Source organism: Paraclostridium sp., from assembly GCF_051657365.1.
Taxonomy (GTDB): Bacteria; Bacillota; Clostridia; order Peptostreptococcales; family Peptostreptococcaceae; genus Paraclostridium.
This window is the reverse complement of the sequence record NZ_JBOFKN010000069.1, coordinates 41,633-65,128: the sequence shown is the minus strand read 5'-3', so window position 1 is coordinate 65,128 and position 23,496 is coordinate 41,633. Positions and strand designations below refer to the sequence as shown.

Below are 23,496 nucleotides of genomic sequence, written 5' to 3'. Positions count from 1 at the left end.
TAATTAAATTAAAATGGTTACACTGTTATTATAAATTTCTTACCAATTTCTGAATTGGTTAAATTATCTAAATTAAATTTATATTCATCAATAAAACTTTGATGAGGTTGAAAACCTTTAAAATAACTACTTAACATAGGTATTAATGTATTTAAAGAATTATGAATCTTTGTACATTCTCTATAAACTTTTAACCTATATTCGATTTCTAATATATGTTCACATATATCTGGAGTTGTTTCACATTCACCTCTTGATAAACAAAATTCACCTTCTTTTTTTATGCAAGGTTTGTATTTTCTATAAAACTGATTAAAAAATATTTTATCATCATATATAAAATCATATACTAAAGCATATTTTTTATTTTTAGCTGTTCTACTTACTCTTCCAACTCTTTGCTCTAATGTAGATGCATTCTTTGAAGGATATAGTAAGAATAATACATTTGCATTATTAACTGATATTCCTTTATCAAGAATCTTTGAAGTCAATAAAATCCTTATTTCTCCACTTTTAGCTTTCGCTATTATTTCTTTTCTTTCTTTTTTCTTTGTTTCTCCTAGAACTACACCTATATGTTCTTCTGGTACTCCTAATTCAATTAACATTTTTTTATAATTTTTAGAGAATGCTACTTTCTGACATATACATATTGATTGATCTCCATTGTCATAATGGAACTTTATCAATTTAGATATCTCTTTTATTGTTTCTAAATCTTTTTCAATTGCTTGAGTAGTTAAAAAAGCCCAATCCATACTTGACTTAGAGAATCTAGTTATCGTTGATTTGAAGCCTCTTTCTGTATATTTTTTTGTTTTCCATTTATACTCTCCTGCTTCATCTGGCTTAACTTCTTTCATTTCTTTTACAACATTTTCTTTCCATTTGATAAAATCTTTAGAAAAACTATTAGTTCTTTTAACAAATATACTTCTTAACCAAGGCAGCATAACAGAACCCTGCCTTATAAGAAATTCTCTACTTGCTGAAAAACATATTTTTCCTATTTCATCAAACATAAGATATGATGCTCCATCACTTCTCTTAGGTGTTGCTGTTAATCCCAAGATATATTTAGGAGAAAGCTTTTTTAAAACTTCTTGGAATACATTTGCACTTGCAACATGTGCTTCATCTACTATCACAAAACCTATATTTTCTTTTAACCAATCCATTATTTCTGGTCTATTAACCAATGTATCTTTAGAAGCTATTATTATGTCCTTATTTAGATATGTTTCTTTATTTATCCCTATGATACCTAGTTTCTCCATATCAAAAATACAATCATCTTCTATAGCTTCCATCCATTGTTCTAACAATAATGTTTCATCTACTAAAATTAAAGTGCTTTTTTTTAATTTCTCTATTAGTTTCAACGCACAAAAAGTTTTTCCAAAACCACATATTGCATGTATTATAGCTCCTCCGCCATTCTTAGTAGCTTTCATATAGTTTTCAATAGCATTAATTTGCTCTTGGTCTCTTGGATCATACTTGTGTTTAAATTCTATATCATAACCTTCACTTCTTTTATCTATTATTTTTTCTATTTTTATACCAAGATTAATTAAATCTTTTATTATATATCTTGCTCCTTTTGGTATAATTATGCTTGGTCCTTTTGTTTCAAAATTAACTATGTTTTCAGGAATATTTTTCTTATTTTTTGCTTTTATATATTCTGGATTTTTATATGTTAATGCTTTTGATACAACATCCATAGTTAAACTATGGTCGAGTTTATTTTTAAAATTCAAGTGTAACTTGCTATCAATAATTACTTCCATAAATTGTTTTCAAATTCTGCCAATAAAACACTGCAAATGAAAACTTTAACACCTCCATTGCTTGTTATAACCATAAAATTTTTATTTGATTTTATTGTAACATCCTCATGACCTATTGCTATAAAATAATTTAATACATTTTGAAATAATTTATTATCACATTCAAAATTTATATTTTCGAATACATCTGAATGCCCTTGAATATTCCACTTCCAATAACCATACTGATCAAATAATTTAAAATCTCCATTAGGAAGTATTTTTATTTGATCCATTGACATTTTTTTTAATTCTTTTACAAATTCTTTAAATACACCTTTTTTAAAAACCTTTGTACTACAGTTATCATAATCATATTCTGATATTTTTTTCTTAACTTTTTCAAACTCTGTAAATCTTGAATATTCATATTTTTTTTCTATAACTCTATCACTTTCTGAAAATCGCATAAACATAGGATCAATAATCAGTATAAATTGATTTGTATAAAAATTCTCATTGATAAAGTTTGAGTAAGGTTTATCTTTCCTCACAAATTTTTTTAATGCTATTTCTCTTTTTTCAAGTAACTTTTTAAAATTATCTTCCATCTTCTTCCTCTAATAAATAATCTTTTGTAACTACATCTTTTAATACATTTAAAGCAAATACATCAAACAATCCTTTTAATATAGCAAAGTCTAACAATGATTTTTTAACTTCTTCATTCTCTTCTTTAAATCTTTTAATTGATTCATCTATATTATTTGTTTTTTCACAATAGCTAAATATTTTATCTAAAATATTTTCTTTTGTTGGTATTTTACTTGTATAATCATTTAAAACATCATTTTCCATTTCTGTTAACGTTTTTAAATAATTACTTATTTCTTCTTTTGCTTTATTCGTCATATCCAAATCATAAAATCTATCTATTTCAAAAAAGAATGAATATTCTTCGTTCCTGGAATCGTATTTTAAATTTGTTTTAAATCCAACGTTTATATTGAAATTCTTTAAAACATATTCAGTTAAAACTAAAAAATTTTCAATAACTAAAATTCCAAAACTTGTATTGTAATTTTCTTCTATGAATTTATTTTTATACTTAAATTTACTTTCAAGTTTTATAAAAATATTTTTAAATTCATTATTTTTTATTGATATTTTTCTAGATATTTTCCCTTCTTCTATAATAAAATCCTGCATTTTTATCCTCCTATTATTTTTCTATAATTTTACAGTGTCATTTTGATATAGTAAAATTACAAAAATGGAGGTATTTAAAATGGGAAAATTAATTGTTATAGAAGGTGTTGATTGTTCTGGAAAAGAAACTCAATCAAAATTATTAATAGAAAAATTAAATAAAATGGGATACAATGCTAAAGTTTTATCTTATCCTAATTATTCAAGCCCTGCTTGTGGTGCTGTAAATATGTATCTTAATGGAGAATTTGGAGAAAATGCAAGCGATATTAACCCTTATTCCTCTTCTTTATTTTTCGCTGTAGATAGAATTGCTTCTTTCTATAAAGATTGGAAAAGTGAATACGATAATACAGACACTATATTTATTGCAGATAGATATACTACTTCAAATTGGATTCATCAAGCATCAAAATTCAAGAATAAGATAGATTCTTTTAAATTTATTAACTTTTCAAAGAATCTTGAATATGAATTATGTGAATTGCCTAAACCTGATAAAGTTTTATTCTTGAGTGTTCCATTTGAAATTATAAAAGAATTAAAAAATATTAGAATGAATAAAATTCATAATTCTAATAATTTAGACATTCATGAAATTAACGAAACTTATTTAAAAAGTTCTCATTTGAAGGCTAATGAAATTGCAATGATTGAAAAGTGGGATAAAATTAATTGTGAATTAGATAATACATCTCTAAGAACTATAGAAGATATTTCTAATGAAATTTTAAAGAAGATTAAAGAAATTATTTAAAAGGAGTTGATTACTGTGGCTTGCAAAAAGAAACCTAAGACTACTAAAAAGAAAAAGTAATATTAAGAGAGGTTAAAATTATGTATAAATGTAAGTATTTTAAATTGCAAGAATTAGTTTGTCCTCATGTATATGAAAAATATGGAGAAAAAGCTTGGGAATTTTTTAATAAAGAATTTTTAAAAGATTTAGATACAGTTAGAGAAGTTTTGGGAGTTCCTATTATTATAAATAACTGGAAAGCTGGTGGCTCTTACTCCGAATCTGGAAATAGATGCACTAAGTGTTCTATAGTTTCTTCAAACATTGAAAAAGGCACTCTAAATATTTCTGCACATAATCTATTTGAGGCTGTTGATATGAAACCGAAAGGATTAACTATAAAAGAATCTGTTGAAAAATTAATGGATAATTCTCATAGATTTAAGTCTATTAAAAGAATTGAAGATCCTGACTATACTTCTACATGGTTGCATCTTGATATTAGAGGCCATCATGAAGGTATAAGATTATTCAAACCATAATAGTTATAAAAACAAAAGTAGCCATTATCTATGGCTACTTCCTATAACTTTCCATTTATCGGTAATTCTTTCTTTATAACTCTTCTTTTTCTCAATAGATTTATATTCTAAATTTGAATATTTACTAAAAATATCTTTTTTTAAATTTTTTTCATAGAATGAAAAAATATTATCTACATCTTCAGATAATACAGTATTTATAAGTTTTTTTAAAGTTTCAAACACTTCTGCACTAGAATTTGTAGGTATATCTTTCGACAATAAACTTAAAATTGATGCCATAATTTTTCTATATGAAAATTCATTTTTGATAAAATTTTCTTCACTAATTTTGTTGATATTTTTATACAATTCTTCTTCGAGTTCTTTTCTATCTAATATTTTTTTATTTATGGTAACATATTTTTTATCATCAATTAAAATTTCTAAATCTTGTATTTCATACACTTTTTTAAATGGAGCATATTCTCCATATACACTTTTTATAGAATCGTAACTACTCCCAGTTAATATCCCAACTTGAAATTTATTTTTGTTTCTGTAGTTTTCCTTAACAAATTTTATAGCTTCTTTTCTATCTATTTCTAATATATTTGTATTTTCAACTCCTGATTTTCTAACAAATAAAAAAACTTTAGATTCCATATATTAACCTCCTTACGTTACTCTTCTATTTTATCTTTATTAAATATACTATAAAGATAATTTATATAATTCAATTCAATGCATTCTGGTGCTTTTGGAACAGATTCTATCCACTCTCTTAATTTTCTAGAATATTCTTTTTGAGATTGACTGTTTTCACTTTTATATATAACTTCATGTGTATAAAAATGTAATAACGAATCTCTAACAGTCCAAATTTGAATTTCTAATGGAAAATTTCTTCTATTATACCAAAAATATAAATGTATTCCTCTATATCCATCATCATTTGTTTTTATATTCGTATAAAAATCAATTTTTGTTACATTTTCTAACTCAAGAGAATTTATAGTATCTATCAAAACCTTCGAATCACAATCGACTATAAATCTATATCCTAAAATATCATTACATGCTTTATGAAAACTTTTTTCTTGTCCTACTCTAGAATTTTTTTCCCATTTTTTTTCAAAAGATTCAAAAGTTTTAAATCTTGAAGTAAAATTTGTTTTTTGATTTAAGTTTATTTTTAAAAATTCTTCAAAATTTTTTAGAAGAGCTCCACATTCATTATAATATTCTAATCCTTTCAAGTACATTTCATCAATGTCAAAATACCTTAAAGTTTTATTTTTCAAATTAGGAACTTCTTCAGGCAAATTATATTCATTTTGAATATCTTTTATTTTTTGTATAAAATCATCTAATTTATCAGTTAAAATACCTATCATCTAATTCTCCTACTTTGATTATATATTTCTACATATTATATATTTTTTTACATATATATGCAATAATTTTTTTATTTTATAATTAATGTTAATTTTTTTTTATATATCATCATTAATAATTTTTACTACTAAATCTCACAAATATTCAATAATTTTATTTTGGTATATTTTTTAATAGCTTTTGCTGTAGGATGAATTTTAATTCTTCTTCCAGTACTAGAATATTTTAGAATTAATCCATCTTTTTCGAAGTCTTTTAAATATACAGACACTACAGATTTTGTTACTTCTACTTCATTAGAAAGTTCCAATAATGATATACCTGGATTCTCACAAATATATTGTAAAATTCTATATCTTGTCTTCTTCATAAATTTTATCCCCCCTAAATTATAAAAAATACTTTTTGCTATTATACTGTGCTAACATCTCTTCTAAATCTTTTTATAAATAAAAAACTGGAATTATGTAAGTTAAAACTTTACTTATTAATTCCAGTTTAATATAAATTATTTAAAATATTCTAGATTAGTTTCTATATTTATAATACTTTCTTTTTTATTTCTTCAAATGTCTTACTGCATAGTGAGTTATATTTTTTGAAAACAAATGAGATTTATAAAAAATTTCATATTTCATATCTCCTATAACGAATACATCTCCTTTGTTATATGGAGGTAAGTAACATTCTCTTATAATATTTCCTTTCTCATCAGTTATTACTGATTTATAACCATTTGGAACTTGTAGCTCTTTAGCTGAATGAGTAGAAAATAATGCTAATAATTTTTTAGCTTCCTTTTCAGAGAAAGAGAATATTAATGTTAAATTCTTTTTCTTTTCATATACCCTCATTTCGATTTGAAGTTGATTGTTATACTCTTTACCAAAGAATAATATTGATTTATCGTTCTTTGACGCAGGAGAATGATAGAAATAAGCATTATCATATCCTGGATCTTGATTATTCATTATAACTGTTTTGTGCTGATTTTGATTAAACAATCTTGAGTTTCTACTTAAAACTTTTTTAAGTAATTCACACACATCTCTCAATTCATCGCAGCTAAGAATAAACATTATATTTTTTTCTTTATCACTCCACGCATAAGTAGCTGCATTTTGTTTACCATTATGTGGTGTTAATTGCTTTGCAATTTGGAAATTTATTGTTCCATCTATATTCCCAACTAATTGAACTCCAGAACCAGTAACATTTTTAGTTGGCTTATGAAATTCTATTTTTGAAAAGTTAGAATTAGCTTCTTTTAATGTCTTTTGATTATACATTTTTCTCTCTCCTAAATATTTTCTAAAATTATTTTTTTTACGAATTCATTATTAATTGAATTTACTTTTTTTAAAACAATATCATCTTCTTTGATATCTATAGATGATTTTTGTATTTCATCTATAATCTCTGTATAATCTACAGTTATTTCTTTTACTTTTTTAGTTTCTGCTTTTGCTATTTCCTCTAAATTTCTTGTAACTAAACTAACGAAAACTTCAGAATTATAATTAAAGTGCATAAAACCTATTTCTCTAGATAACTCTCCTGGAGTTGTAGAAACTCTTGCTAAAGAACCAAATCTGAATACCTTATATCCATTATCAAACTCTATATCATTATATCTACTATGATCATGCCCTAGTATAACTTTATGATATTTTAGTTTTATTACATCTTCTTTAGTTAAGTTATGCCCTTTTCCCATAAATTCATTATCATAAAATGTATGAGCAATTAAAACTGAATTTTTCTGTTCAATTTTATTTTCTTCTATTTCTTCATGATAAGAAAAGGCTGAGACATTATATTCTGACTCTGTATTTTGAATAGTTAATAACTTTGGATATAACTTAACAACACCAGTTTGTATTAAAAAATATAATGGGGTTTCTTGGCTGATATTGTAATTTCCTCTATATAAATCATGGTTTCCAAAAATAACAAATACATCTATATTATTCTTTTTAAACTCGTTAAATATCTGCCATGATTGAAATAGTGCTGTCCTTGATACATTGACACCATCAAAAATATCTCCCGCAGTTAAAACAACAGATATTTTATTTTCTATGCAATATAATAATATTTGTTTTAATTTCTCTATAATAGCTAAATCTACATCATCTATTCTTATACCACATTTTTTACCAAAATGAACATCTAAAAATACTACAAATCCATTTTCAGAATTTACTACTAATTGTCTTTTTTCTTTCATTACTATTCTTCCTTTTTATTTAATCATTTTTCCATGTTCTATTTCAAATATATTTTTAGCATATTCTAAAGCTAAATTATCATGTGAAACCAACATTATTTTTGTATCTGTTTCTTCACAAAATTTATTTAAAAATTCATAAAATAAAGGTCTATAAGTTGATGATATAGCCATAAATCCCTCGTCTATAAAAATAATCCTTGATAAATCTAATAGCTGAATTATAAATATTTGTAGAATGAAGCCTATAACTGTTATAATTCCACCTCCACAAGCGTCTTCTACGTCTATTTGTAAAGGTTTATTATCATCATCCATATTTTTATTATCTATTAATTCAAAAGAAAGCTTTTTATTATCTACAATTATTTTAAGCTCATATTCTTCATCAAAAAATATAGATGTTAAAGCTTTATTTAAAAGTTTCTCTATCTTCTCTATAAAAATACCATTAGATTCTACAATTATTTTTTCTAGTTCTTTATATGCTGCTTTATGATGTTCTATATTATTTAAACATTGTTCAAGTGAGTTATTATATTCTTCGAGATATTGTTTATTTTTATCTAATTGAGCAATTAGATTATCTTTTCTGTATTTAAGTTCTTTTATCTCTTTAAACATTATACGGCCTTTAACCTATTAAAAAAGTCTTCACATTTTAATTTTAGATCATTTTCTTTTTTATCAAAATTTTTCTTTAATTCTTTAGCAACTTCTATAGCTTCTTCTATAGTATTTGTCCCAGTGATATTTAATAACTCTTTTAATGTTACAGTCAATCTCTCTTGTACTATTTTCTTTTGTTCTTCACCTCTTATCTTTCTGCTTTTTAAAGATTCTATTTCTTTATTCAATTTATCTAATGTTAATTTCAAATCCATGTTTTTATCACTCCTTAAAATTCCTTATTACAAGTTGGACAATATTTTAATTCTTTTTTTATTTTATCTATCTCTGAATTTTTTTTAAAAATTTCTGATTCTAATTCATCTAAATTACTATCTATGGTTTTTAAACTATAATTATTATTTTTATAATTAGTAGCTACACTTTTAATTTTATCAAAAGTATCGTACTCAGATATTAATTCAGATATATCATTATTTATTTTTTCAGATGAATTTAGCATAGTGCCTATAGAACTTAATCCATTATTTATTTTATTCAAATTATTTATGTTATTTTCATAATCATCTAACTTAGAAATAATATCTATAGTTTTATTTATATCTTTAAACTCTTCAGAATAAATATCATATTCAGTTAAAAGTGAATTAATATTTTCTAATGTTAATTTTAAAGCTGAAGAACTCTGATTTAATCTCTTTAATTCTCCTATAATAGACATTGTCTTCTCATATTTGATTTTTTCTTTTTCAAATTCTTCTATTTCTTTATATAAATCTTCTATTCCTTTTAATTTTCCAAGTTCTATTTCTGTGTCTAAATTCTGCTTTTTTATTAAGTTAATAGAATCTTTTATTGATTTAGTTTCTGTTTTAGATAAATAGTTTTGATTATTCTTGATAGATTTTAAAGCTTTTAAATATTTATCATTTTTAGATCCTATTATCAAATCATGTTTTTGTCCTGCGGTTTTATCAAATAAAAAAGGTTTATCCATTTGAAACCAAAAGTTAGGTTTTATACTTACTCCATTAACGTCCAATTCACTTATTTTAAAAATGTCATAAACCTCTTGTAGTGGATTTCTACCAACCTTCTCCATTAGTTCGCCTTTTATATCGAAAACTGTTCCAAGTTTAGTTCTAAACGATTTTACGTCGTCTAAAGTGACTTCTAGTTTTGTTTCTCCATGTCTTATCTTGTCATTTGAAAATTTATTAAATACAAAATCTCTAATAGCTCTAATTGTTGATGATTTTCCATTGTTACTATTTCCTGTTATTAAATTAATACCAGGAGAGAGATTTATTTCTAAATCTTCTATTCTTTGATAATTCTTTATTTTAATTTTCATAAAACCTCCTGCACTAATTTTAAAACTTAAAATGCTAAAATACAAAATCATTGAACTATATTAATATTCTGATGCAAACATCATAGTTGATATTTTAATTTTATCTATAACATCATCTATTATAAATATAGTTTCTGGTTCTTCTATATCAATTTTTATTTCATATTCTTTTGAATATTCTGGTTCTTCTTGCCTATGTTCTGCTATTAAAATCCCGTTCTCTTTTTTAAATTTAAATACAGTTAAATAATCTCTATCTTTTTTATTTTGATGTAAATTCCATAAAAGCATTGTAAGTTCTAAAGGAAGTGAATTTTTTATTCCAACAGTTAATAATTTTTTACTTTCCATCATTTTTCCTCCAAAAAAAAAGAGCAGATAAATCTGCCCTATTTTAATTTTAATATACTCTTAACATATGCTGTTAAATGTTCTGGTATGTCTATAAACTCTGCATGAGTTTCTAACATTGTTAAAACAGAAGTAGATACTTCTAATTTAACCTCTGTTATTAAATCTTTAAATACATCTTTCAGTTCAATAATTTCTTTCTCGTTATCTATTAATTTAATAACTTTTTTATCAAATAATTTTTGGTAAGGAACCGTATATAAAGTTGAAATAGGTAATGAAGGTGCTACTAATCCTCCACCTACTCTCATTACTATTTCACCTTTCATTAATAAAGGAAACGTTGTTCCATCTTCTTTTTTTCCATCTATATTTTCTAATACTTCAAAAAAATTATAATTTAATTTCATCTTTACCTCCTACATAAAAAATAATAGGAATTATAACATGATTGAAAATAAATATAAAAATCAAGACTTCAGTTCTTTTTCTATTTTTTTTACAACTGTTTCTATTAATTCTTCCTTAGCTTTTTTAAAATTATCTATAAACCCTTTTAACTGATAATTGACATTATCTGAAAATATTTTTAAATCAATTACCTTTTCAACTGCTAGATTTAAAGTACTAAAATATCCATAAGGTTTCCATACGTCTTCTCCTTTTTCAGTTTTTCTTTTAATTTCTGGAATAAAATTCCTTTTATCAGAGCAATTAATTCTTACTGACTCATGCAACATTATGTAACACATTTTTGCATCCTCCTTATATTTATTGAACCTTTTTATTAAATGAAGCTTCCCATTCTTTAATAAAGTTATCATAAATTATTTTATTTTCTTTTGCAAAAAGAGTGATAGCGTTTTTCCAGTATTTTAATCTTCCTATTTTCTTTTTTTCTGAAAATTCTAAAATGTTAGATGTAAATAACATATTATCCCACTTTTTAGCCAAGTCAACTGAAAAACCATCATAATCATTGCATACCATTAATTCTTTTTTATGTAATATCAATGGATTGGTAGCTGAATTTGTCTTGAATCCCAAATATTTAAAATTATCATTTTCAAATGAAAATTTATGCCATTTTCTTATTTGAGGATTTAAAGATTTATCAAAATTTATACATTCTATAAAAGATAATTCTTTCGAATCAAATTTTATAATTGTAGATTTATCTAATAAGTTATTGTAAAATTCTTTATTTTTGTTTTCTATAAGTTGTAACATATTTTGATATTCGCTATCCAATCTATCTATATATCTCTTATGTATATATACAGTTTTACCTATTCTTTTTCCTATACTCATTTAAACCACCTTAAATTCACGTTCTCTATCTTCTTTATCAATAAAATATAACGCAATTTTAATTATATCTCCTCTCGGGAATGTAAACTCTTTAATTTTTGATTCATCAGTTATAATAACTTCCTTATCTTCATCTTTTGAAGTTACTGATAATATTGCACTATTGATATTTTTAAATTTTATAGAATCTTCTATAATTTTTATTAAATTTTCTTTATTTATCTCATCCATCATCTTCTCCTATTATTTTTTAAATTTTATATATTAATACTTTAATACATACAATCAAAAAAATAAAAAACGAGATAAATAAATATCCCGTTTTTATACTATTTCGAATATCTTTTTGAAAATAAAACTCTATCCTCTCCTATCAATGGATCAAATTTAATATCAATATAAATATCATCTATATTTGGAGCAATTTCTCTAGCTATAGTTATTACTTTTAATGCGATCTTTTTACAATCTAGTTTTGGTTCTCTTATTCCATCAAATTCAATCTCTATATTCATTTGATTTGCATATACATCAACATCATAATCAACTTTATAATTTGATACTTGAATCACATTTCTTCTTCTTAATTCATTTTCAATTTTACTATCTAAAACATTATCTAAACCTTTTCCAAAAGCAAATGATGATAGTACTATAATTAAAGTAAAAATTTTTTTCATAGTGTTTTAATCCCTCCATGTATTATCTATTAGCTATTTTATATTGAAAATATCTCTTTTATATCTCCTAAATTATATATACTTTATAGTTTTCTTAATTCTTAATATTATTAAAAAATATTTTTATAAAAACTATAAAATATATATGTTTATATTTTAATAAAAAAGAGGAAGGCAATATGCTCTTCCTCTAAATTTATTTATTAAATTAGTTTATTTTATCTAATAAAGTTTTCCCTGCTTTAAATTTGATTGTTTTCTTAGCCTCAATTTTAATTTCTTCTCCTGTTTTAGGATTTCTTCCAGTTCTTGCGGGTCTTTCAACTACTTCAAACTTTCCCCATCCTATAAAGTTAATTTCTTCTCCAGCCTTTAATGTTTCTTCTACTGTCTCTAGAACTGTATCGAAGTTTCTTTCAGCTTCAGCTTTTGAAGAAAATATACCTTTTTCAAATAATACTTTTGCGAATTCTTTTTTTGTCATTTTGTTTCCTCCTGTTTGTTTATATTATATAATTATGTTTCTATAAGAAACTTTTATAACCTTTCTTTTCTTCTTCATCAACAACTATACAATTAGTTGTTAAAATAGTTGATGCTACAGATACAGCAGCTTTTAATGAAGATTTTAAAGTCTTTGCGGGGTCAATTATACCTCTTTCTATAAGATTGCATATTTCTCCTGTTGATGCATCTATTCCACTATTTTCTTTATTTACAAAAGATAATTCTTTTACTTGTAATCCACTATTTTTACATATTACTTCAAATGGATTTATAAGAACTTTGTACAACATATTATAGCCTTTGTCAAAATCCGTTTCTTCTTTTAAAGAAATTTTAGTTGTAGAAATATTATAAAATACACTTCCTGCTCCTGGAACTATACCTTCTTTTATTGCTGAATTTGTTGCATTTATTGCATCTTCAACTCTATAATATCTCTCATCAACCTCTAATCTAGAAAGTCCACCCACATAAATTGTAGATATTCCTCCAACTAACTTAGAGATTCTTTCTTTATCAACATTTTTTTCTTTCAATTCTTCAACTCTTTTTTTCAAAAGTTTTTCATCAAGCAATTCTGTGAAAATAATCAAATCTTTTTTTATCTTTAATTCTTTCACTACACCTAGTTTATTTATTAATTCCTTTTCTGTCAATACTTCTAAATGAATATTGTCGTTTTTATCTATTAATTCTGATTTTGTTATAAAAGCTAAATCTTCTAAAACTTCAGTTCTTTTTGGCCCAAAACTTGGTGCTTCTATAGGAATACACACTATATCTCTTTGGAAGTTTATTAATAGGTTGCTTATAACTTCTTGCGAGAAAGAATTTCCTATTAATATACAAGGTTTTTCTTGATTGTTTAACATATTCAACAAACTTCTTATTGCTTTTGGTTTATCAAAATCAATGTTTGTATTAAGTATATAACAATTTTCCAACTTTAATTCTTTTTCTTTTAAGAAATGTTCGTCAACAGGTCCAGTACATATATGAAAACCATTTATAGTATTTATAAATGTTTTTTCATTATTGCCTTTTTCCACCTGTAATATCCCATCTTCTCCTATTTCACTAAAAGCCTTTAAAATAACTTCTCCTAACTCTTTAGAACCAGATGATATTGTAGCTATATTAAGTATATCATTATTTGTTGATACGGCCTTTGCTGATTTACTTATTAACTCTAATATTTCATTAAGTGCTTTGTACATCCCATCTCTTAAAGATATTGGGTTTGCACCTAATTCTATTAATTTCATTCCTTCTTCAAATATAAACTTTGTTAGAACTATTGAAGTCGTAGTTCCGTCTCCAGCCTCTTCATTTGCTTTTATTGCTGCCTGTTTTATTAGTTCTATTCCTATATTTATAGCTGGATCTTTTACGGAAATTTCTTTAGCTATTGACACGCCATCATTAGTTACTATAGGGGTTGAATTCGATATACTGAATGCTGTATTCCCTCCCTTCGGTCCTAATGTATGAGCTACAGCTTCATAAATTATATTTACGGCTTCTTCTATCTTGTCTTTTGCATCTTTATTATAAAATATCTTTTTCATAAATACTCTCCTTAATATATATTTATATATAATGATAATATTCAAAATTATAAAAATCAAAATACAAAATCAGATTTTTAAAAAAATAACATATACCTTTCACAAACATGCTCTCTATAAGGGGGTGTTCAACTTTTTAAAAATACTTTTTTCACAATCTTAGATCCATAAAAATAGAAAAAAAGTTGACTATATATAAAAAAAGTTGTATAGTGTCTAAGTAAGTATTTGATTGTTTTACATTCGTAGAAGTAAATAAAAAAGTGCAAGGATCTACCCAATCCCTGCACTTTTTTGCTTTTTATAAACTTATTTTAATCCAATAAAATCAATATATGTTCTAGGATTTCTTTTACTGTAAAACTATCTTCTATTACTTTGTAATTACAATTTATAAAAAATATAGAATCTATATTTATACAAATATCTAGGATTTCTTCTGTTGTACTAATTAAAGAATCCATTTCTGTATCTAAAGTTATTTCTTCTGAATTCATAACAACTTTTAGAATATCCAATAATTTATCGCTAACATTATCATAATTCACTATAACCACCTCCAATTGGAAGTAGTATATCTTTTATTAACGATTATAACATTTTTTATACTATCTAATTATTAAAATGGAAAGTCATTCTCGTCAAATCCTCCACCAAAATCATTAGGACCTGAATATTGTGAGCTATTATTGTTATTATTGTTATTATTGTTGTTATTATTACCACTTGAATTCCCTGAGTTATTTTCCTGCTTAGAATCTAAAAACTCTATATTATTTACAGCAACTTCGTAACTCGTTCTTTTTTCTCCATTTACTTCGTATCTATTCATTAGTAAAGAGCCAGTTACTCCCATTTTACTACCTTTTCTTAGGTATTCTCCTATTAGTTCAGCAGTTTTACCAAAAGCTGCACAATTTATAAAATCAGTTTCTCCTTTTTGAAAAGCTCTATCCACAGCTAAACTAAACTTAGTATAAGCTTTCCCACTTTGTCCAAACTTAACCTCTGGATCTCTTGTTAAACGTCCTGTTAATACAACTAAATTCATTTATATTTTCTCCTTAACATTTTTTTTTATCAATATATCTGCTACATCTACATCTAGTATTTCACATATTTTTTTCAATATATCTATTTTTAAAGTATTTGTATTACCCTTTACAAGATTATATGTTGTCTTGTATGACAAATTTAGCTCTTTAGATAATCTATATATTGTTACATTCTTTTTTTTCAGCGTTTTTTCTAAAACTATTTTCAATTTTGATTTTCACTCCTTGAATTTAAGTTAATTTCAAAAATGATTATATAACAAAAAATATATATAGACAAAAAGAGACGAATTCGTCTCTTTTTAAAGTTTTATTATTTTGATTTTTCTACCAATATATTTTTTAATTGCCTCTTTAACACTTGATTTAAAAGGATCAAAACTTATATCTTCGTACAATACAATATCTTTTATAATAAAATCATCATCTATTTTTATACAGCCTATTGTAGCTCCTGGAAATCTAAGAGCCATTATTTTTTTATCTTTTGCTTCAACTTCTTCAACGTCTTTTTCAGTTAAATAAATATAAGTTGAATAATACTCTTTTAATTTTTCATCTTTAAGATGCTCATCCATCTCTTTTGTTAAAGAACATAGATATTCATTGGAAAAATCAATACTCATCATAAATAGAGAATTTCCTTTTCTGTAATTTAAGCAATCGTTCTGCAAAGTGCCTAAGCCATTAGATAAACATTCTACTATTAATGAATTGTCTGCTAAATAAAAATATTTTGCTTTATCACAATTTATACAATTTGATGCTATTTTAAATCACCTCTTAATCTTTCATTAACTCCAATTCTTCTTTTATACTCTCTATGATATTTTTAGGTTCTAAACCTAGTTTTTCAATACAAGATTCTATTGTACCAAGTAGTTCTTTATCCCTTGCTGTCATTTTCTCTCCTTCATTATATGTATTTTTTATACTATAGCAGATATTTTTAATATAGTAAAAATTACAAATAAAAAATGAAGTGCATCACACTTCATTCTTATTTAAATAATTATTTATGCTTAATTTTATTTCTTCAGATAATTTAATACTAAATCTATCTTCTATATAAGCTTCTATTATTATCATATCTGCACCATTTAAAATTAACTCTATCAAGCAATATGTTGCATGAAAATATGCTATTGCTTTTTTATTATCTTTAACTCCTAAATATAATAATTCATTAATAAACTTATTTTTATGTTCTTCATCCATTAATTTATGAAAAGAACACTTTACTATTTTATTGCTAACTTTAAACTCTACTCCATCTTGAGTAGATCTCATAAAACTTCCATATCTGTTTTTAGAATAATTATCTAATTCTAATATTAATAAACTATCAAACGGTTCAAACCAAAGAACTTCTAATATGTCTAGGTGATTTTTACTTCTTCCTGTTAACATTTAATCACCTAAGAATTTAAAAAGTCTTCAAATTTTTTAGTTTTATTTGTTTTTGGAATTTTAGAAGACATTGAATCTAACTTTGATTTATTTTCATAATATTTTGAATTTACTTCAAATTTAGCTTTTTCATTTATTGGTTTTATTTTATCAATACCTTTTGTTAACTCATTTATAGTCTCGCTAATTTCAACTTTTGATTTATTTTCATTTGCTGCATTTTTTTGTTCATTTAATGTTTCTATTGCATTATCTCTAATAGAGCTAAAATCTTGATATACTTTAAATAATCTTTCAACTTCTGTTTTTAAAATACTCTCATCAGATAAAAGCTTGTTATATTCATCAAATGTAGTTTTAGCTATAATTTTATCGTCTTCTGATTTAGTTTCTTTGTATCTTTCTTTAGCTTCATTTAAACTAACAGACATTTCTTCTAAATTTCTTTGGACAATTGATAACTCTTCCGATTTTGCTTCGTAAATACCTTTAGCTTTATGATATTTAGATTCTATGTTCTCTTGGGTTTCATTAGCCTCTTCAATAGTTCCATCCCAATAAGCTTCTGTTCTCATAAGCCTTTTTTCTAATTTACTGCCTTTACCTTTTATTAATTTAATTATTAATTTTATAAACATCTTTATCATTTTTTCACCTCTTAAATATTATAGAAATATGAACATTCCAATAAAAATTATTATTAAGAAAGCTATTATTCCCAATAATATCTCAAATACATTTGGACTTTTTTTATAATAAATATGATCTTCTTGAATAACTTCATGTTCCCTAACAATAGACGATGAAGTTGGACTAACTACAACAGTTTGAGTTGAAGGTCTGTTAAGCATATTTCCAATAATTAATCCATTTACAAATCTATCATTAGAACTTCTACTTTCATTTTTATTAACAATTGTAGTGTTATTAATAATAGTATTCTTGTTAGTATTGTTAACATTTGTTTTTATTGTTTTATTAGTACTTTTTACAGTGTTAACTTTAGGTATAGACTTGTGAGTTGTTGTTGTAGGTCTAACAGCCTTTATCGTGGTTGTAGAGCTTCTACTTGGTGATGATATTCTAGTGCTTGAGGAGGAGCTTGTTGATGATTTAAAACTACTTGATCTTGAACTTGTACTCGATGAACTTCTAAAACTTTTGGCTTCTAATATGGCAAAAACCAACATAATCAATATTAAAATTTTTGTAAAAAATCTCATTTATTTTTATTCTCCTTTTAAAATTTTATTTTAATATGTTACTTTAGTTTTTTATTTTTTACAAAAAAATGAAAAAGTATGGAAAAACCATACTTTACTTAAAATAATATTTATATCGATTTCTTTTTACATTTCTTTTATTAAAAAATATACATGTAGTAACAATTGATGTATTTAATGCTAAAATTTTAAAATAGTTAAAGTTACTAAATTTATAAAAATAAATTAAATTTAAAATTAATAAAAACAGCAATAATTTTAACTTTTGTGACATAATTTTCTCCTTTGATAAAAATATTTTACTTTGGTATATATCCCCTAGATAAGAGATAAAATAAAGCTAAAGTTTTACTTTTTAAAAAGATATTTTTATTTTCCGATACAAAGTACCAACCGTACAAAGTTTTTATAACAACAATTTTTTTTTCTGAATAATTAATAAAAATTCTTCTATCTTCCAAATTATTATTTAAAACAAATAAATAATAAAATACTATAAGAATAGAATATATTATAATCATAATTAAACTCATGTTTTTCTCCTTTATTAATATTTGTCTATATTATACTTTAAAAGTCAATTATTATTCAGCCGAACTATTGTTTTTTTGTTTCAACAACTAATTTATTTAACAAATATCATCTGTTAAATCTCCCATAAATATGGATTCTTTTTTACAATTATTACACCTATAAATTTCTTCTTCTTCATAATATCCAATTTCTATCTCTTTGCAATATATGCATTCGTACATAAAACCTCCTTAAAAAAAAGAGATTGTTACCAACCTCTAAAATTTTTATATTTTTTTATTAAATAAATCTTCTGAAGTTCCATTATTAGATTTATAACTTCTATCTAGATACGATTCAAATAACTTTTCTAGCTCTATTCCTTTATTTCTATCTTTTGTAACTAAAACTAATTTATCATCAACTTTTAAAATGTCATATTTTGATGATATTTTATCTACAAATCCTTTTGTTGCCTCTATTAATAATATTGATTCTTCCGAAGGTTTCTTTTCCATCTTATACTCCTAATCTTGAATAATTTTTTAAATTCATTCCTACGAATTTGTTGTATTTACTTTCTTTTTTCTTTGTATTTTCTCTTATTAAACGTAATAAATTTTTTGTGTATATAATTGCTAATCTGATCTCCTCATCTATTTCTAAGACATTAGCAGTTTCTATACAATAGTTATAATAATAACCTATAATTGTTTCTAAATATTGATATGCTACTCTTATATCACCATATTTTTTATCACATTCTAAATCAAATTTGTTTTTCGAACTATAAGCTGTTAGTTTCATCTTTACAAGCCTATCAATTACCACATCATATACAAAGCCAGAGGACGTGATAATAACATCTAATGCCTCTGTTAAAACATCAAATTCAAAATTTAATTTTAAATTATTTCTTTTTAACAAAGCTTCAGTTTCTTTAAGTTTTAAATTATAGAAATTTAATAAATTCATTGTTTCTTTAATTCTAATATTATAATTTAAACCTAATCTATTAACATAATAAACAAACTCTCCTCCGATAATATATTTCTTTTCTTTCATTTTTTTTAAATAAGTCTGTTTAAAATTCATTTGCGCCCCTCCCATTACTAATATTTATTCTTCTTTTCTAAGTTTATTTTTATCCTGTCTATCCTAGTATTTTTCTCTAAAATTTTATTTTCTATTTCTTCTTTTTCTGAACCAGTTGCTATTTTAAATTCTTCTATTAACTTACTTCTTTTAACTATTAATTGTTTTAACATAACTTGTTTTAAATAATCGGGTAAATGAATAAGAAAACTCATATTATCACCTCCCCTTTCTATTTTACTATTCTTTCTATAATTTCACCATTTATTTTTACTAATTCATATTCAATTAGTGTCCTGTTTAATCTCAAGCCAGAACTGCAAATAAAGAATCTTTTTCCATCTTCCCTCAAGTAATCTCTTCTAATTCTTTTTTGATTACTTGAATAACCTGATTTTTTATATAACAAGCCATTCTGTACAAAATTTTCTCCGCTAAAAATCTTACTATCTCCCTGAGTATACTTTATTCTCATAGGTGATCACCATTATAAAATCTACATTTATAATATAAATCTACTTTTACTTCTTCTAAATCGCAATATAATTCATTTGTAGAGTCTTCCTTATAGCTTTTGTTACAATTTATACAATACTCTTGTTCTTCCTCTACATAAAGTTCATAAACTTTGTATTTACCTACTTTATGTGTTTTTATATCTATGTAACTATTTTTCAGGATATCTACTAAGGGTATTCTTCTAACATAGCCTTCATCCATGTACTTTAAATTTTTCTTATCGTTTCTTATATATATTTTATTTCCAGCTTCTAAATGAATTGATAAAAAATTTAGTTCTGTCATTACAATCACCTTTTTTAATAAAAAGAGACGAATTCGTCTCTTTTTAGATTTCATTATTTTTATTCAGCTCATCTGCAACTAAACAAACTGATTCTAGTGTATGGTATTCTAATTTTTGTCCTACTATATTTAGTTTAGATGTTTTTAAACAATCATATTTACCATTCTTAAATCTAACTAATAAACATTTGTTATCTTCAGACTCATCAACTTTAACTAACTTATTTTCTAAATCTTTTGTTATTTCTCCTATTGTATCAAGTTTTATATTATGAATGTCTACACGAGAATTTGTACTTTCCCAATTACCCATATCATCCATTTTTTCTAACAAATCTTCTTCTGGAAGATATGGTAATTCTGTTCTCATAATATCTAAAGAATATTTTTTAATTTCTTCTAAATTGTCACTAATTTTAAAATCAGTTCCAAAATCTCTTTCTTCATTATCACACCAAGAAAAAATTGCTAAATACATAAACCCTCCACTATTTATCTAATATCTCTAATAATCCGTCTGCCATTATTGATAGTTCATGTAAAGACATTTTCTCATAATCTGGCTCTTCTAATCCTAACTCTTCAGAATATTCTTTTATGTATCCTATGTATTTTTCTCTTTCTGTTTTCAATTTTAAACTCTCCTTATAAATCAAGTATTCTTGTTTTGTAACAAATATAAAATTTCTAATTTCGTTTCCATTAAACCAAGTTTCTTGGCATATTACTCCATTTTCCTGTAATTTTTCAAATCCATTATGGCAAAGTATTTTATTTTTATAAAAATAACATCCTTCACATAATCTAGTTGATGAATATTTTAAGAATAATTCAACATCATTATACTTATATAATGATTTGTACTCTAATACCTTAGGGTATTCAAAAGTATTAGAATCTACAACTATTTTATTCATTTGAAAATTATTAGAATTCTTCAAATTCTAACTCCTCTAATTCTTCTTCTGTTAATCTATTTTCTCTTACATCCAAATAAAAAGTTATTATATTCTTTCCAATACCTAAATGATTTAGTGATCTTAATCCTAATTTTATATGCATTTTACTTAATTTCTCTATTACTGAATCCTCATTGTACTCTATTCCTCTTACAATAATTCCTCCAAGACAAGTATTCTCTTCAATGCTAAAAAAAGCTTTTCCTTTTGTTTGCTCTTCTAACTCTGCCAAAGTAGTAGTTATTATTAATGCTAAATCTGAGTTCATTTTTCCTCCTAGTATTTTTCTAAATTAAGTCCTTCTAAACTTCTAACAAATACAAGCCTTTCTGAAGTTCCAAAGAACTCTATTTTAAATAATCTGATTGCATATTTATATCCATTGAATAAAACTTTAGAAACTTTTTCTTCGCAATCTTCATCATCTTCCAATTCTATTTCAAATCTTTCTGGATTACCTTCTGGATAATTCTCTTTATAATTTGCTGATGTTTCAAAAAAATCAACTACACTTTCCATATCTTCTTGAGCGTTTAAATAAAGTTTAAATTTTTCTTCGTCATTTAATGGGATAATCCCTCCAATAAATGTTCTCCTTCCTAATTTTATATCAATCATATTAATCTCCTTATTTACATAAATTTAAATTGTTTAAATCTTTTAAAGCATATGTTCTTTGAGAATATCCTCCACTTTGTTCTTCTCTTATAATTGCTACCCATTTATAATCATGAAACTCCCATTCTCTCCATTCTTCTGAGTATGCTATTTTATCTGTTGTTTCTTCAACATACGTAAAATCATCTTCATATATATCTAAGTCGTTAGTTAAATATCTAGAAAACATTTCTCCATTTTGCAATGGTATTAATGCTATTAAATCTTTATATTCCTGATTTAAATTATAGATATATGCTGAAACGTTTAGGAGAGGGACTTTACTTTGTTTTCTTTCTAAAGATAAGATTTTCTCTAAGTCTTCTCCTTCAACTGATTCTAATTTCAAACTAACTCTTTGTGTTTTTGAATCTCTTTCACTTACAACCACACCAATGCACTTATACCAAATATCATCATAATTCTCTTCCTTATTTAAGTGTCTTTTTTTCAACTCTTCTTCTGAAATATTAATGTTTACTACTAAGTTTACAAATCTTGTTACCATTGTTCCCTCCATATATTAATCATGCATATTACACCAGTAATTATCATTTACAGTCATATTATCTAATTCACAATAAGGATCATTATCTCCATCTAATAATTTATGATTGCAATTATAACAACGAGCTGCCGTATCATAAAACCTATCTTCTCTACTTAATACTTTCTCATTATTCTTCAATTATTAGTTCTCCATTCTTAAATTCTATTTTTATATCTAAAATCTGCATAATAAATTTTTTAGTAGTTCTTATTCCTCTACCAAATTGTTTTCCACATATATATTGCTTTAAATAATATCCTCCTGAAAGTTTTATTATCTCCCATGATTTTAAATCATTATATTTATCTTTTATAATTTTTGATTTAACCATTATATCTCCATTCTACAATTGTAAAACTGTTAAAGAACTAGAAAACTCATGTTTATATATTGCTTTTAAAGCATCAGTTTGAGAGTTAAAAAACAATGTTTTCTCTGATAAATCCCAATGTGAGTACCCATTTTGATCTATTCTTTGTATATAAGATAACTTTTCAAATTTACCAGTATCATAATTTCTTTTTATAACTCCTATTACATAATCACCTTTATGTTTTTTTAATATTCTCCACATAAGCATCCTATTAAAAATATCAACAGCATAACTAATTAAACTCAACCCACAAAATACAAGTATTACTATTAGGAATATTATTTTAATTTTTTCCATTATTGTCGCCTTGTGATAAATGAGACGAATTCGTCTCTTTTTCAATTTCTTCTACTGGTACTCCTGAAATTATCAACATAATTTCTTTTAGCTTTAATTTGTTATTAGTTTTCATATTCTTAAATGTTATTATATCTTCTTCTCCGCATGTTAAAGATAAGCAATATCCCTCTTTAGTTAATAATCCTAGAAAGACGAATAAATTATATGAATCTAAAATATCTCCTTCATCTTTTATTCCAGCCTTTGCAATTCTTTCAAAAAAATCTTTTTCTTTTATCATTTTT

Annotated in this window: 43 protein-coding genes; 2 read left to right on the top strand and 41 right to left on the bottom strand. The window is 24.4% G+C overall.

Annotation, left to right across the window (positions count from 1 at the left end):
• Nucleotides 1-17: 17 nt before the first annotated feature.
• The 3 genes from ACRCYC_RS04740 to ACRCYC_RS04730 are packed head-to-tail and all read right to left on the bottom strand — an operon-like array spanning nt 18 to nt 2,984.
• Nucleotides 18-1,796, bottom strand: a complete 1,779-nt coding sequence (locus ACRCYC_RS04740) for a DEAD/DEAH box helicase (protein WP_438533096.1) — start codon at nt 1,794-1,796, stop codon at nt 18-20.
• Nucleotides 1,787-2,386, bottom strand: a complete 600-nt coding sequence (locus tag ACRCYC_RS04735) for a hypothetical protein (RefSeq protein WP_438533095.1) — start codon at nt 2,384-2,386, stop codon at nt 1,787-1,789. Before ACRCYC_RS04735 ends, ACRCYC_RS04740 begins: the two co-directional genes overlap by 10 nt.
• Nucleotides 2,376-2,984 carry a hypothetical protein gene (locus ACRCYC_RS04730; protein WP_438533094.1) on the bottom strand — a complete coding sequence of 203 codons (609 nt, stop codon included), beginning with the start codon at nt 2,982-2,984 and terminating at the stop codon, nt 2,376-2,378. Before ACRCYC_RS04730 ends, ACRCYC_RS04735 begins: the two co-directional genes overlap by 11 nt.
• Before the next feature lie 79 nt (nt 2,985-3,063).
• Between ACRCYC_RS04730 and ACRCYC_RS04725 the strand changes: the two genes are divergently transcribed.
• Entirely contained in the window at nt 3,064-3,741 is a 678-nt protein-coding gene (locus ACRCYC_RS04725; protein WP_330112548.1) for a dTMP kinase, read from the top strand.
• 80 nt (nt 3,742-3,821) lie between these two features.
• Nucleotides 3,822-4,265 (top strand): hypothetical protein, encoded by a 444-nt coding sequence (locus ACRCYC_RS04720; protein WP_330112547.1) that lies wholly within the window; start codon nt 3,822-3,824, stop codon nt 4,263-4,265.
• Between the two features lie 24 nt (nt 4,266-4,289).
• Here the strand turns inward: ACRCYC_RS04720 and ACRCYC_RS04715 are convergent, their stop codons facing one another.
• From ACRCYC_RS04715 to ACRCYC_RS04530, 38 genes are all read right to left on the bottom strand, one after another.
• A complete protein-coding gene (locus tag ACRCYC_RS04715) occupies nt 4,290-4,910 on the bottom strand; it encodes a hypothetical protein (RefSeq protein WP_438533093.1) in 621 nt (206 codons plus the stop codon).
• A gap of 17 nt (nt 4,911-4,927) precedes the next feature.
• Complete coding sequence (locus tag ACRCYC_RS04710; RefSeq protein ID WP_438533092.1) at nt 4,928-5,641, bottom strand: hypothetical protein; 714 nt, start codon at nt 5,639-5,641, stop codon at nt 4,928-4,930.
• 128 nt (nt 5,642-5,769) lie between these two features.
• Nucleotides 5,770-6,012, bottom strand: a complete 243-nt coding sequence (locus tag ACRCYC_RS04705; protein WP_330112544.1) for a MarR family winged helix-turn-helix transcriptional regulator — start codon at nt 6,010-6,012, stop codon at nt 5,770-5,772.
• 187 nt (nt 6,013-6,199) lie between these two features.
• The gene (locus ACRCYC_RS04700) at nt 6,200-6,931 is read right to left on the bottom strand and encodes a hypothetical protein (protein ID WP_438533091.1); all 732 of its coding nucleotides are present in this window, start codon (nt 6,929-6,931) and stop codon (nt 6,200-6,202) included.
• An 11-nt stretch (nt 6,932-6,942) separates the two neighbouring features.
• Complete coding sequence (locus ACRCYC_RS04695; RefSeq protein WP_330112542.1) at nt 6,943-7,872, bottom strand: metallophosphoesterase; 930 nt, start codon at nt 7,870-7,872, stop codon at nt 6,943-6,945.
• A 15-nt stretch (nt 7,873-7,887) separates the two neighbouring features.
• Nucleotides 7,888-8,496 (bottom strand): hypothetical protein, encoded by a 609-nt coding sequence (locus tag ACRCYC_RS04690; RefSeq protein ID WP_438533090.1) that lies wholly within the window; start codon nt 8,494-8,496, stop codon nt 7,888-7,890.
• Nucleotides 8,496-8,756, bottom strand: a complete 261-nt coding sequence (locus ACRCYC_RS04685; protein WP_330112539.1) for a hypothetical protein — start codon at nt 8,754-8,756, stop codon at nt 8,496-8,498. Before ACRCYC_RS04685 ends, ACRCYC_RS04690 begins: the two co-directional genes overlap by 1 nt.
• A gap of 14 nt (nt 8,757-8,770) precedes the next feature.
• The gene (locus ACRCYC_RS04680) at nt 8,771-9,856 is read right to left on the bottom strand and encodes an AAA family ATPase (protein WP_438533089.1); all 1,086 of its coding nucleotides are present in this window, start codon (nt 9,854-9,856) and stop codon (nt 8,771-8,773) included.
• A gap of 60 nt (nt 9,857-9,916) precedes the next feature.
• The gene (locus ACRCYC_RS04675) at nt 9,917-10,210 is read right to left on the bottom strand and encodes a DUF960 family protein (protein WP_330112536.1); all 294 of its coding nucleotides are present in this window, start codon (nt 10,208-10,210) and stop codon (nt 9,917-9,919) included.
• A gap of 35 nt (nt 10,211-10,245) precedes the next feature.
• On the bottom strand, nt 10,246-10,617 hold the full coding sequence (locus ACRCYC_RS04670; RefSeq protein WP_330112535.1) for a hypothetical protein: 372 nt from the start codon (nt 10,615-10,617) through the stop codon (nt 10,246-10,248).
• 60 nt (nt 10,618-10,677) lie between these two features.
• Nucleotides 10,678-10,959, bottom strand: coding sequence for a hypothetical protein (locus ACRCYC_RS04665; protein ID WP_330112534.1), 282 nt, complete (start codon nt 10,957-10,959; stop codon nt 10,678-10,680).
• 19 nt (nt 10,960-10,978) lie between these two features.
• Nucleotides 10,979-11,518, bottom strand: coding sequence for a hypothetical protein (locus ACRCYC_RS04660; protein WP_330112533.1), 540 nt, complete (start codon nt 11,516-11,518; stop codon nt 10,979-10,981).
• Nucleotides 11,519-11,749, bottom strand: a complete 231-nt coding sequence (locus tag ACRCYC_RS04655) for a hypothetical protein (protein ID WP_330112532.1) — start codon at nt 11,747-11,749, stop codon at nt 11,519-11,521.
• 98 nt (nt 11,750-11,847) lie between these two features.
• Nucleotides 11,848-12,198, bottom strand: coding sequence for a hypothetical protein (locus ACRCYC_RS04650; protein WP_438533087.1), 351 nt, complete (start codon nt 12,196-12,198; stop codon nt 11,848-11,850).
• Between the two features lie 208 nt (nt 12,199-12,406).
• On the bottom strand, nt 12,407-12,682 hold the full coding sequence (locus ACRCYC_RS04645) for an HU family DNA-binding protein (RefSeq protein WP_438533086.1): 276 nt from the start codon (nt 12,680-12,682) through the stop codon (nt 12,407-12,409).
• A 40-nt stretch (nt 12,683-12,722) separates the two neighbouring features.
• Nucleotides 12,723-14,273, bottom strand: a complete 1,551-nt coding sequence (gene groEL / locus ACRCYC_RS04640; RefSeq protein WP_438533085.1) for a chaperonin GroEL — start codon at nt 14,271-14,273, stop codon at nt 12,723-12,725.
• Nucleotides 14,274-14,587: 314 nt separating this feature from the next.
• Nucleotides 14,588-14,821: a hypothetical protein gene (locus tag ACRCYC_RS04635; protein WP_330112528.1), complete on the bottom strand. Its 234-nt coding sequence runs from the start codon at nt 14,819-14,821 to the stop codon at nt 14,588-14,590.
• Between the two features lie 71 nt (nt 14,822-14,892).
• Nucleotides 14,893-15,324 carry a single-stranded DNA-binding protein gene (locus tag ACRCYC_RS04630; RefSeq protein ID WP_438533084.1) on the bottom strand — a complete coding sequence of 144 codons (432 nt, stop codon included), beginning with the start codon at nt 15,322-15,324 and terminating at the stop codon, nt 14,893-14,895.
• Complete coding sequence (locus tag ACRCYC_RS04625; protein WP_330112526.1) at nt 15,325-15,537, bottom strand: helix-turn-helix domain-containing protein; 213 nt, start codon at nt 15,535-15,537, stop codon at nt 15,325-15,327.
• Between the two features lie 93 nt (nt 15,538-15,630).
• The gene (locus ACRCYC_RS04620) at nt 15,631-15,957 is read right to left on the bottom strand and encodes a hypothetical protein (protein WP_438533083.1); all 327 of its coding nucleotides are present in this window, start codon (nt 15,955-15,957) and stop codon (nt 15,631-15,633) included.
• Nucleotides 15,958-16,315: 358 nt separating this feature from the next.
• On the bottom strand, nt 16,316-16,738 hold the full coding sequence (locus tag ACRCYC_RS04615) for a hypothetical protein (protein ID WP_438533082.1): 423 nt from the start codon (nt 16,736-16,738) through the stop codon (nt 16,316-16,318).
• A gap of 8 nt (nt 16,739-16,746) precedes the next feature.
• Nucleotides 16,747-17,385: a hypothetical protein gene (locus ACRCYC_RS04610; RefSeq protein ID WP_438533081.1), complete on the bottom strand. Its 639-nt coding sequence runs from the start codon at nt 17,383-17,385 to the stop codon at nt 16,747-16,749.
• Between the two features lie 18 nt (nt 17,386-17,403).
• Nucleotides 17,404-17,961 carry a hypothetical protein gene (locus ACRCYC_RS04605; protein ID WP_438533080.1) on the bottom strand — a complete coding sequence of 186 codons (558 nt, stop codon included), beginning with the start codon at nt 17,959-17,961 and terminating at the stop codon, nt 17,404-17,406.
• Nucleotides 17,962-18,590: 629 nt separating this feature from the next.
• On the bottom strand, nt 18,591-18,716 hold the full coding sequence (locus ACRCYC_RS04600) for a hypothetical protein (protein ID WP_330112516.1): 126 nt from the start codon (nt 18,714-18,716) through the stop codon (nt 18,591-18,593).
• 45 nt (nt 18,717-18,761) lie between these two features.
• Nucleotides 18,762-18,992: a hypothetical protein gene (locus ACRCYC_RS04595; protein ID WP_330112515.1), complete on the bottom strand. Its 231-nt coding sequence runs from the start codon at nt 18,990-18,992 to the stop codon at nt 18,762-18,764.
• Nucleotide 18,993: 1 nt separating this feature from the next.
• Complete coding sequence (locus ACRCYC_RS04590) at nt 18,994-19,569, bottom strand: hypothetical protein (RefSeq protein WP_438533077.1); 576 nt, start codon at nt 19,567-19,569, stop codon at nt 18,994-18,996.
• A gap of 17 nt (nt 19,570-19,586) precedes the next feature.
• Nucleotides 19,587-19,784 (bottom strand): hypothetical protein, encoded by a 198-nt coding sequence (locus ACRCYC_RS04585; RefSeq protein WP_330112513.1) that lies wholly within the window; start codon nt 19,782-19,784, stop codon nt 19,587-19,589.
• Between the two features lie 17 nt (nt 19,785-19,801).
• On the bottom strand, nt 19,802-20,044 hold the full coding sequence (locus tag ACRCYC_RS04580; protein WP_330112512.1) for a hypothetical protein: 243 nt from the start codon (nt 20,042-20,044) through the stop codon (nt 19,802-19,804).
• On the bottom strand, nt 20,041-20,373 hold the full coding sequence (locus tag ACRCYC_RS04575; protein WP_330112511.1) for a hypothetical protein: 333 nt from the start codon (nt 20,371-20,373) through the stop codon (nt 20,041-20,043). The genes ACRCYC_RS04580 and ACRCYC_RS04575 overlap by 4 nt, the downstream gene beginning before the upstream one ends.
• 43 nt (nt 20,374-20,416) lie before the next feature.
• Nucleotides 20,417-20,851 (bottom strand): hypothetical protein, encoded by a 435-nt coding sequence (locus tag ACRCYC_RS04570; RefSeq protein ID WP_438533076.1) that lies wholly within the window; start codon nt 20,849-20,851, stop codon nt 20,417-20,419.
• Nucleotides 20,852-20,861: 10 nt separating this feature from the next.
• Complete coding sequence (locus tag ACRCYC_RS04565; RefSeq protein WP_438533075.1) at nt 20,862-21,314, bottom strand: hypothetical protein; 453 nt, start codon at nt 21,312-21,314, stop codon at nt 20,862-20,864.
• Complete coding sequence (locus ACRCYC_RS04560; protein WP_438533074.1) at nt 21,301-21,600, bottom strand: hypothetical protein; 300 nt, start codon at nt 21,598-21,600, stop codon at nt 21,301-21,303. Before ACRCYC_RS04560 ends, ACRCYC_RS04565 begins: the two co-directional genes overlap by 14 nt.
• Before the next feature lie 8 nt (nt 21,601-21,608).
• The gene (locus tag ACRCYC_RS04555) at nt 21,609-21,950 is read right to left on the bottom strand and encodes a hypothetical protein (protein WP_438533073.1); all 342 of its coding nucleotides are present in this window, start codon (nt 21,948-21,950) and stop codon (nt 21,609-21,611) included.
• A 10-nt stretch (nt 21,951-21,960) separates the two neighbouring features.
• Nucleotides 21,961-22,497 carry a hypothetical protein gene (locus ACRCYC_RS04550; protein WP_438533072.1) on the bottom strand — a complete coding sequence of 179 codons (537 nt, stop codon included), beginning with the start codon at nt 22,495-22,497 and terminating at the stop codon, nt 21,961-21,963.
• 15 nt (nt 22,498-22,512) lie between these two features.
• On the bottom strand, nt 22,513-22,677 hold the full coding sequence (locus ACRCYC_RS04545) for a hypothetical protein (RefSeq protein WP_438533071.1): 165 nt from the start codon (nt 22,675-22,677) through the stop codon (nt 22,513-22,515).
• Nucleotides 22,667-22,870, bottom strand: a complete 204-nt coding sequence (locus ACRCYC_RS04540; protein WP_330112504.1) for a hypothetical protein — start codon at nt 22,868-22,870, stop codon at nt 22,667-22,669. The genes ACRCYC_RS04545 and ACRCYC_RS04540 overlap by 11 nt, the downstream gene beginning before the upstream one ends.
• Nucleotides 22,871-22,882: 12 nt before the next feature.
• Complete coding sequence (locus ACRCYC_RS04535) at nt 22,883-23,209, bottom strand: hypothetical protein (protein ID WP_330112503.1); 327 nt, start codon at nt 23,207-23,209, stop codon at nt 22,883-22,885.
• Nucleotides 23,196-23,492 carry a hypothetical protein gene (locus ACRCYC_RS04530; protein WP_330112502.1) on the bottom strand — a complete coding sequence of 99 codons (297 nt, stop codon included), beginning with the start codon at nt 23,490-23,492 and terminating at the stop codon, nt 23,196-23,198. Before ACRCYC_RS04530 ends, ACRCYC_RS04535 begins: the two co-directional genes overlap by 14 nt.
• Nucleotides 23,493-23,496: the final 4 nt, after the last annotated feature.

Bases quoted from the DNA above. Each gene is read 5' to 3' on its own strand.
- ACRCYC_RS04670 (WP_330112535.1), bottom strand. From the start codon at position 10,617: ATGAAATTAAATTATAATTTTTTTGAAGTATTAGAAAATATAGATGGA.
- ACRCYC_RS04540 (WP_330112504.1), bottom strand. From the start codon at position 22,870: ATGGTTAAATCAAAAATTATAAAAGATAAATATAATGATTTAAAATCA.
- ACRCYC_RS04740 (WP_438533096.1), bottom strand. From the start codon at position 1,796: ATGGAAGTAATTATTGATAGCAAGTTACACTTGAATTTTAAAAATAAA.
- ACRCYC_RS04645 (WP_438533086.1), bottom strand. From the start codon at position 12,682: ATGACAAAAAAAGAATTCGCAAAAGTATTATTTGAAAAAGGTATATTT.
- ACRCYC_RS04650 (WP_438533087.1), bottom strand. From the start codon at position 12,198: ATGAAAAAAATTTTTACTTTAATTATAGTACTATCATCATTTGCTTTT.
- ACRCYC_RS04680 (WP_438533089.1), bottom strand. From the start codon at position 9,856: ATGAAAATTAAAATAAAGAATTATCAAAGAATAGAAGATTTAGAAATA.
- ACRCYC_RS04595 (WP_330112515.1), bottom strand. From the start codon at position 18,992: ATGGAAAAGAAACCTTCGGAAGAATCAATATTATTAATAGAGGCAACA.
- ACRCYC_RS04555 (WP_438533073.1), bottom strand. From the start codon at position 21,950: ATGATTGATATAAAATTAGGAAGGAGAACATTTATTGGAGGGATTATC.
- ACRCYC_RS04665 (WP_330112534.1), bottom strand. From the start codon at position 10,959: ATGTGTTACATAATGTTGCATGAGTCAGTAAGAATTAATTGCTCTGAT.
- ACRCYC_RS04570 (WP_438533076.1), bottom strand. From the start codon at position 20,851: ATGTATTTAGCAATTTTTTCTTGGTGTGATAATGAAGAAAGAGATTTT.
- ACRCYC_RS04530 (WP_330112502.1), bottom strand. From the start codon at position 23,492: ATGATAAAAGAAAAAGATTTTTTTGAAAGAATTGCAAAGGCTGGAATA.
- ACRCYC_RS04700 (WP_438533091.1), bottom strand. From the start codon at position 6,931: ATGTATAATCAAAAGACATTAAAAGAAGCTAATTCTAACTTTTCAAAA.
- ACRCYC_RS04560 (WP_438533074.1), bottom strand. From the start codon at position 21,600: ATGAACTCAGATTTAGCATTAATAATAACTACTACTTTGGCAGAGTTA.
- ACRCYC_RS04725 (WP_330112548.1), top strand. From the start codon at position 3,064: ATGGGAAAATTAATTGTTATAGAAGGTGTTGATTGTTCTGGAAAAGAA.
- ACRCYC_RS04660 (WP_330112533.1), bottom strand. From the start codon at position 11,518: ATGAGTATAGGAAAAAGAATAGGTAAAACTGTATATATACATAAGAGA.
- ACRCYC_RS04720 (WP_330112547.1), top strand. From the start codon at position 3,822: ATGTATAAATGTAAGTATTTTAAATTGCAAGAATTAGTTTGTCCTCAT.
- ACRCYC_RS04630 (WP_438533084.1), bottom strand. From the start codon at position 15,324: ATGAATTTAGTTGTATTAACAGGACGTTTAACAAGAGATCCAGAGGTT.
- ACRCYC_RS04535 (WP_330112503.1), bottom strand. From the start codon at position 23,209: ATGGAAAAAATTAAAATAATATTCCTAATAGTAATACTTGTATTTTGT.
- ACRCYC_RS04715 (WP_438533093.1), bottom strand. From the start codon at position 4,910: ATGGAATCTAAAGTTTTTTTATTTGTTAGAAAATCAGGAGTTGAAAAT.
- ACRCYC_RS04705 (WP_330112544.1), bottom strand. From the start codon at position 6,012: ATGAAGAAGACAAGATATAGAATTTTACAATATATTTGTGAGAATCCA.
- ACRCYC_RS04610 (WP_438533081.1), bottom strand. From the start codon at position 17,385: ATGATAAAGATGTTTATAAAATTAATAATTAAATTAATAAAAGGTAAA.
- ACRCYC_RS04600 (WP_330112516.1), bottom strand. From the start codon at position 18,716: ATGTACGAATGCATATATTGCAAAGAGATAGAAATTGGATATTATGAA.
- ACRCYC_RS04580 (WP_330112512.1), bottom strand. From the start codon at position 20,044: ATGAGAATAAAGTATACTCAGGGAGATAGTAAGATTTTTAGCGGAGAA.
- ACRCYC_RS04735 (WP_438533095.1), bottom strand. From the start codon at position 2,386: ATGGAAGATAATTTTAAAAAGTTACTTGAAAAAAGAGAAATAGCATTA.
- ACRCYC_RS04690 (WP_438533090.1), bottom strand. From the start codon at position 8,496: ATGTTTAAAGAGATAAAAGAACTTAAATACAGAAAAGATAATCTAATT.
- ACRCYC_RS04685 (WP_330112539.1), bottom strand. From the start codon at position 8,756: ATGGATTTGAAATTAACATTAGATAAATTGAATAAAGAAATAGAATCT.
- ACRCYC_RS04730 (WP_438533094.1), bottom strand. From the start codon at position 2,984: ATGCAGGATTTTATTATAGAAGAAGGGAAAATATCTAGAAAAATATCA.
- ACRCYC_RS04710 (WP_438533092.1), bottom strand. From the start codon at position 5,641: ATGATAGGTATTTTAACTGATAAATTAGATGATTTTATACAAAAAATA.
- ACRCYC_RS04655 (WP_330112532.1), bottom strand. From the start codon at position 11,749: ATGGATGAGATAAATAAAGAAAATTTAATAAAAATTATAGAAGATTCT.
- ACRCYC_RS04585 (WP_330112513.1), bottom strand. From the start codon at position 19,784: ATGAGTTTTCTTATTCATTTACCCGATTATTTAAAACAAGTTATGTTA.
- ACRCYC_RS04620 (WP_438533083.1), bottom strand. From the start codon at position 15,957: ATGATGAGTATTGATTTTTCCAATGAATATCTATGTTCTTTAACAAAA.
- ACRCYC_RS04605 (WP_438533080.1), bottom strand. From the start codon at position 17,961: ATGAGATTTTTTACAAAAATTTTAATATTGATTATGTTGGTTTTTGCC.
- ACRCYC_RS04590 (WP_438533077.1), bottom strand. From the start codon at position 19,569: ATGAATTTTAAACAGACTTATTTAAAAAAAATGAAAGAAAAGAAATAT.
- ACRCYC_RS04615 (WP_438533082.1), bottom strand. From the start codon at position 16,738: ATGTTAACAGGAAGAAGTAAAAATCACCTAGACATATTAGAAGTTCTT.
- ACRCYC_RS04675 (WP_330112536.1), bottom strand. From the start codon at position 10,210: ATGATGGAAAGTAAAAAATTATTAACTGTTGGAATAAAAAATTCACTT.
- ACRCYC_RS04575 (WP_330112511.1), bottom strand. From the start codon at position 20,373: ATGACAGAACTAAATTTTTTATCAATTCATTTAGAAGCTGGAAATAAA.
- groEL (WP_438533085.1), bottom strand. From the start codon at position 14,273: ATGAAAAAGATATTTTATAATAAAGATGCAAAAGACAAGATAGAAGAA.
- ACRCYC_RS04695 (WP_330112542.1), bottom strand. From the start codon at position 7,872: ATGAAAGAAAAAAGACAATTAGTAGTAAATTCTGAAAATGGATTTGTA.
- ACRCYC_RS04550 (WP_438533072.1), bottom strand. From the start codon at position 22,497: ATGGTAACAAGATTTGTAAACTTAGTAGTAAACATTAATATTTCAGAA.